Annotated in this window: 5 protein-coding genes; 1 reads left to right on the top strand and 4 read right to left on the bottom strand. The window is 77.4% G+C overall.

What is annotated here, in order from left to right:
* The 3 genes from PYV61_RS19330 to PYV61_RS19340 all read right to left on the bottom strand — a co-directional run.
* Positions 1-838 (bottom strand): TolC family protein (locus tag PYV61_RS19330; protein WP_275834664.1); only part of this gene is annotated, 838 nt, incomplete at its 3' end.
* A complete protein-coding gene (locus tag PYV61_RS19335) occupies positions 835-2193 on the bottom strand; it encodes an HlyD family efflux transporter periplasmic adaptor subunit (RefSeq protein ID WP_275834666.1) in 1359 nt (452 codons plus the stop codon). The genes PYV61_RS19330 and PYV61_RS19335, both read right to left, overlap by 4 nt.
* 5 nt (positions 2194-2198) lie before the next feature.
* On the bottom strand, positions 2199-3944 hold the full coding sequence (locus PYV61_RS19340) for an ATP-binding cassette domain-containing protein (RefSeq protein ID WP_275834668.1): 1746 nt from the start codon (positions 3942-3944) through the stop codon (positions 2199-2201).
* An 88-nt stretch (positions 3945-4032) separates the two neighbouring features.
* Here PYV61_RS19340 and PYV61_RS19345 point away from each other — a divergent pair, with 88 nt between their 5' ends.
* Entirely contained in the window at positions 4033-4932 is a 900-nt protein-coding gene (locus PYV61_RS19345) for a LysR family transcriptional regulator (RefSeq protein WP_275834670.1), read from the top strand.
* 88 nt (positions 4933-5020) lie between these two features.
* On the opposite strand, the gene PYV61_RS19350 is transcribed toward PYV61_RS19345, so the two are convergent.
* Positions 5021-6252, bottom strand: a 1232-nt coding sequence (locus PYV61_RS19350) for an ABC transporter permease (RefSeq protein WP_275834673.1), incomplete at its 5' end; no start/stop codon positions are given.

The following is a 6252-nucleotide window of genomic DNA, read 5'->3' on the forward strand; positions in this document are numbered from 1 at the left end:
CCGCGGGCGGGGCGCCGCGGGCGAACGCGGTCGCCGCGCCGGCGGGGATCGCGGTCGGCGCGCCGCGCGCGTCCCACAGGTGCGCCTCGGCGAGGAGCCGCGCCGAGTACGCCGCCTGCTCCGCCTCCGCCCGCTGCACCGCGCGCCGCTGCACCTCGAGCGCCGCCTCCACCGTGTCGATCGCCGCCGACTCGCCCGCGCGCACGCGCCGCCGCACCGCCTCCAGCCGGAACTCGGCGAGCCCCAGCCCCTCGGCGGCGATCGCGGCGCGGCGCGACGCCTCGTACCACCCCGCGTAGTCCTTCGCCGCCGTCACCACGAGCTTGAGCACCGCCGCCTCGCGGTCGGCGTCGGCCGCGGTGCGGAGCGCGCGCGCGACGGCGAGCGCCGTGCGCCGCTCGTCGGTGAGCAGCCGCTGGCCGACGGGGATCGTCACCCCCGCGGTGACCAGCCCCGCCCCCGGCGTGCGCCGGTCGGGGCTGACGTAGCGCCCGTCGGCGCGCTCGTACCCGAGCACCACGTCGGCGCCGAGCGGCGTCGGCACGGTGAGCTTGGCGGTCGCGTAGTCGTAGTACTCGGTGGCGCCGAACGTCTTGCGGTCCCACGCCGCCGACAGCACCGGGTCGAACGCGCCGCGCGCCACCTGCTGCTCGGCGCGCGCCTGGTCGGCCGCCAGCGCCGCCTGCCGCGCCACGGGGTGGTGGGCGCGCACCCGCGCCGAGTACGCGTCGAACGACACCGCCGGCGCCGCGCCCCCCGCCGTCGCGTCCTGCGCGCGCGCCGCGGGCGCCACGACGAGCAGCGCGAGCGCGACGAGGCCGATCGCGCGCGCGCTCACTGCTTCCCCCCGGCCGCGTCGGCGGGCGCCTGGCGCAGCGCGGGCGGGAAGCCGTTCAGGCGCCGCCACAGCTCGTAGCCGAGCCGCACCTCGTCGAGCATCGCCCACCCGAGCACCCCCGAGCCCTGGCGCAGCGGCGCGGGCCACGGCGCGTCGGTCGTGTCGGGGCGCACCAGCACGCGGTAGCGGCCGTCCGGCCCCGCGACCTGGTCGACGACGGCGATCTCGCCGCCGAACGTCCCCACCGCCGCCGCCGGCCACCCCGAGAACTGCAGGGCGGGGAAGCCGTCGAACTGCAGCCGCACCTTCCGCCCGGGGCTCAGGAGTGGGACGTCCGTGCCGGTCACGTGCAGCGCGACCGCCTGCCGCGGGCGCCCCGGCATGATCGTGACGACGGCCTCCCCCTCCTTCACCTGCTCCCCCACGCCGGCGCGCAGCGCCTGCACGACGTAGCCGTCCTGCGGCGCCGCCACCGTGTACAGCGCGGCGCGCGCGGCGAGCGCGTCGGCCGCGTTGCGCAGCTTCGACGCCTCCGCGGCCCCCTCGCTCACCTCGGCGAGCGTGGCGGCGCGGTCGGCGCGCGTCTTCGCGAGCTTGTCGGCGTACTCCGCGCGCACGGCGCGCAGCCCCACCTGGGCGCTGGCCAGCTCCTGCCGCTTCTCGACCAGCCGCGCCGTCGCCTGCTGCGCGCGGAGCCGCGCCGCCTGCAGGTCGTTGAGCGACGCCAGCCCGTCGCGGTGCAGCGCGTCGCGCCGCCCGAGCTGGTCGGCCGCGACCGCCGAGTCGGCCGCCGCCGCGTCCACCGCCGCCGCGTACAGCGCCACCGAGTTGCGCGCCTTCTCCAGCCCGAGCGCGAGCCCCTGCTCCAGCGCCGCCAGCTGCTCGCCGAGGGCCGCCGCCTTGTCGCGCTTGGCGCCGACCGCCGCGCGCTTGGCGTCGAGCTGCTCGCGGTAGCGGTCGAGCGTCGCCGGGTCGAGGTACTCCTGCTTCACCTCCGCCAGCCGCACCAGCGGCGTGCCGCGCGCGACGTACTGCCCCTCGGCGACGAACCACCGCTCGATGCGCCCGCCGATCACCGCCGGCACCGCCTGCGGGCGGTCGGCGGGGCCGAGCGCGGTCAGCTCGCCGCGCGCGTGCACGCTCTGCTGCCACGGCAGGAGGAGCGCGCCCGCGGCCGCGAGCAGCAGCCCCGCGACGGTGCGGCGCAGCGTGCGGCGCGCGCGCGGCTTCGCCAGCAGGCGCGTCGACTCGAGCGCGATCCCCGCCGGGACCGCGTGCAGCCCGGCGAGCCGCGCGGCCGGCGCCGGGTGGAGGTCGGTTCGGAGGTCCGTCTCCGCGTCGCGGGCGTCGGCCACGGCGCTCACCCCGCGGCGATGAGCCGGTCGCTCTGCGCCTTCATGCGCGCGGCGAAGCCGGCGTCGGCCAGCAGCGACTCGAACGTCCCCTCGCGCGCGACGCGCCCCTCGGCGAGCACGTAGATGCGGTCGCAGGCCGCGAGGTACACCGGGTCGTGGGAGACGGCCACCACCGTCCACCCCGCGTCGCGGCGCAGCAGGCGCTCCAGCAGCTCGCGCTTGAACACCGGCTCCAGGTGGTGGAAGAACTCGTCGAACAGCAGCAGCGACGGGCCGCCGGCGACCGCGCGCGCCAGCGCGAGCTTGCGCGCGACGTGCGACGGGAGCGCCGCGCCCGCGCCGACCGGGGTGCGCAGCCCCCGCGGCAGCGCCGCCGCGTCGTCGGCCAGCCCCGCCAGCTCGATCGCGCGCCGCACCTCGGCGTCGCCCACGTGCGCGCGGCCGACGCTCACGTTCTCGGCGAGCGTCCCGTCGAAGAGGTGCGGGTCCTGCTCGACGTACCCCACGCGCCGGCGCAACGCCTCGGCGTCGAGGTCGCGCGCCGACACGCCGTCGATCGTCAGCGCCCCCTCGAACCCCGGGCGCAGCCCCGCCAGCAGCGCCAGCAGCGTGGACTCCCCCGAGCCCTCGGCGCCGGTGATCGCCACCCGCTCCCCCGGCGCGACGCGCAGCGCCACGTCGGCGACCGCCGGCGCGGGCGCGCCGGGATACGCGTACGTGAGCCCGCGCGCCTCGACCGCGCTGCCGCGGGGCGCGGGCGGGGCGGGGAGCACGCCGGGCGCCGGGGCCTCCGCCGGCAGGTCGTCCACGTGCCCCACCTTCTCGGCCGACGTCAGCACGTCGTAGAGGGTGCTGAGGCTGAGCGTCAGCTTCTCGACGGCCGCGAGGATGCTCACGACCACCAGCTCGCTCGCCACGAACTGGCCGAGCGTGATCCGCCGGTCGACGACCAGCGCGGTGCCGAGGACGAGCAGCGCGCCGGTGGTCACGGTGCGGAAGACGACGGTCGCGACGTGCTGCCGGACGAGCACGCGGAAGTGCGCCTGCCGCGCGCGCAGGTACGACGCGACCTCGGCGTCGGCGCGCGCGAGCGGCATCGGCACGTCGCCCGCGGCGCGGAAGGTCCCGAGGCGCCGCGCCAGTTCCTGCAGCCAGTGCGCGACGCGGTACTTGGCCGCCGACTCCTCCAGGCTGGTCGCGAGCCCGCCGCGCCCCGAGAGCCGCAGCGACACGCCGAGCAGCGCCAGCAGCAGCGCGCCGGCGAGCGAGAGCGAGGGGTGGTAGAGCGTCAGCAGGAGCAGCCCGAAGAGCACCGCCAGCAGCGCCGCCGCCGCCTCGGTGAGCAGCTTGGCGAGGCTCTTCTGGATGATCACCACCTCGAAGAAGCGGTTGACCGTCTCGGCGAGGTCGTGCCCGCCCAGCGCTTCCGGACGGATCCGCGGGAGGCGCGCGCCCCAGTCGAGCGACAGCCGCGCGAACACCCGCTGCTGGAGCCGCTCGACGGCGGCGAGCTGCAGCACCTGCACCCACCCGGCGAGCGCGGTCCCGGCGACGACGGCGGCGATGAGGATCACCACCGGCTGCAGCAGCATCCCGCCGCCCACCAGCCCGATGATGGCCTGCACGCCCACGGGGAGCGCGAGCCCGAGCAGCCCGGCGAGCGCCGCGTGCAGGTAGACCAGCCCGATCTCGCCGCGCTCCTCGGCGAGGAGCCGCAGCAGCCGGTCGACGGGGGCGGCGTGGGGGCGCATGGAGGGAACGAAGCGGGGGCGGCCGCCGCGCACAATTTGAATGTTTCGACGACGCGGATAGCTTTTCTCTATCCTTTCCCCGGCGCCCGTGTCCTGGCTCAACTACCACCACCTGCTCTACTTTTACACGGTCGCCCGCGAGGGCGGGGTGGCGCGCGCGGCCGAGACGCTGCACCTCACGCAGCCCACGGTGAGCGCGCAGGTGCGCGCGCTGGAGCGCGCCCTCGGCGAGCGGCTGTTCGAGAAGCGCGGGCGCCGCCTCGCGCTCACCGACGCGGGGCGCGTGGCGTACCGCTACGCCGAGGAGATCTTCGCGCTCGGGCGCGAGTTCCAGGACGTGCTGCGCGGGCGGCCTTCGGGGCGCCCGCCGCGGCTCGTCGTCGGCGTGGCGGAGTCGGTGCCGAAGCTGGTCGCGTACCGGCTGCTCGAGGTGGTGCGCCGCGTCCCCGACCCGCCGCAGCTGGTCTGCCACGAGGGGACGCCCGAGCGGCTGCTGGCCGAGCTGGCGGCGCACGAGATCGAGCTGCTGATCAGTGACGCCCCGCCGCCGGCGTCGGCGCCCGGGCGCGTGTACAGCCACGTGCTCGGCGAGACGGGGACGACGGTGTTCGGCGTCCCCGCGCTGGCGGAGCGCCACCGGCGGCGGTTCCCGCAGTCGCTCGAGGGCGCGCCCTTCCTCCTCCCGGGCGCGCACGTCCCGCTGCGCCGCGCGCTCGACCAGTGGTTCGCCACGCACGGCGTGCAGCCGCGGGTCGAGGCGGAGTTCGCCGACAGCGCGCTGCTCAAGACCTTCGGCCAGGCGGGCGGCGGCCTGTTCGCCGGCCCGACCGCGATCGAGGCCGAGATCCGCCGGCAGTACGGCGTGCGCGTGATCGGGCGGCTCGACGAGGTGCGCGAGACCTTCTACGCCGTCTCGGCGCAGCGGCGCATCACGCACCCCGCGCTGGCGGGGCTGGCGGACGCGGCGCGGGAGAAGCTCTTCGCGTGATGAACGGCAGACAGGATTGACAGGAAACCGGGGGAGAGACTTCAGCCTCGAGTCCTTCCCCCGGTTTCCTGTCAATCCTGTCTGCAGTTCACCGCAGCGCCGTGATCGGCGCGACGCGCGTGGCCCGCCGCACCGGCGCCGCCAGCGCCACGGCCGCGCACAGCACCAGCAGCGCCACCGCGGTGCCGAGCGCCAGCGGGTCGAACGCGCCGACCCCGTAGAGCAGCCCGCGGACGAGGCGCGACACGAGCACCACGCCGAGCGCGCCGCCGGCGAGGCCGAGCGCCATCCACGCGCCGCCCTGGCGCAGCACAAGCGCCGCGATCCCCGACGGCCGGGCGCCGAGCGCCACGCGGACGCCGAACTCGCGCTCGCGCGCCGCCGCCATGGCCGCGAACATCGCGTAGACGCCCACCGACGCCAGCACGAGCGCCAGCGCGCCGAACGCCGACATCAGCACCACCGGCAGCCGGCGCCCCGAGAGCCCGTCGGCGATGATGGCGTCCATCGGGAGCGCCTCGCGCAGCGGCAGCAGGCGGTCCTGCTGCGCCAGCGCGCGCCGCACCGCGCCCGCCAGCGGCGCCGCGTCGCCCGACGTGCGCAGCAGGAACACCGGGCCGTTCCACGGCTGCTGGCGCATCGGCATGTACGTCGCCAGGTCGGGCGCCAGCTTCGCGGGGTCGTTGGCCACGTCGCCGACCACGCCGATCACGGTGAACGCCGGGTCGGCCGGGTTGGGACCGAGCTTGAGGCGGCGGCCGATCGCGTCGCCGCCGGGCCAGAAGCGGCGCGCGAGCCCCTCGCTCACGATGATCACCGCGGGGCCGCCGACGCGGTCCTCGGGGCCGAAGGTGCGCCCGCGCCGCAGCGGGATCCCGGCGACGGTGAAGTAGCCGTCGCTCACCGTGTAGTGCAGCGCCAGCGGCATCGACTCGCCGGCGCCCGGCGGGGGCGCGCCCTCGGGGAGCACGCCGTTGCGCCCGCCCGCGCGCGTCGGCACGTCGCCCGCCGTCGCCACCGCCTGCACGCCCGGCAGCGCGCGCAGCCGCGCCTCGAACTCCTCGATGAAGCGCACGCGCGCCTCGCTGCTCCCGTACCCCGCGCTCGGCAGCTGCACGCTGGCCGCCAGCAGGCGGCGCGGCTCGAAACCGAGCGGCGCCCGCGTCATCGCCACCAGGCTGCGCGTGAGCAGCCCCGCGCCGGCGAGCAGCGACACGCACAGCGCGATCTGCCCCGCCACCAGCAGCCCGCGCAGCGCGCGCGCCCGCCGCCCCTCGCTGGCGCCGCGCCCCTCCTCGCGCAGCGTGGCCTGCACGTCGC

The organism is Roseisolibacter sp. H3M3-2 (genome assembly GCF_029211165.1).
In the GTDB taxonomy this organism is placed as follows: domain Bacteria; phylum Gemmatimonadota; class Gemmatimonadetes; order Gemmatimonadales; family Gemmatimonadaceae; genus Roseisolibacter.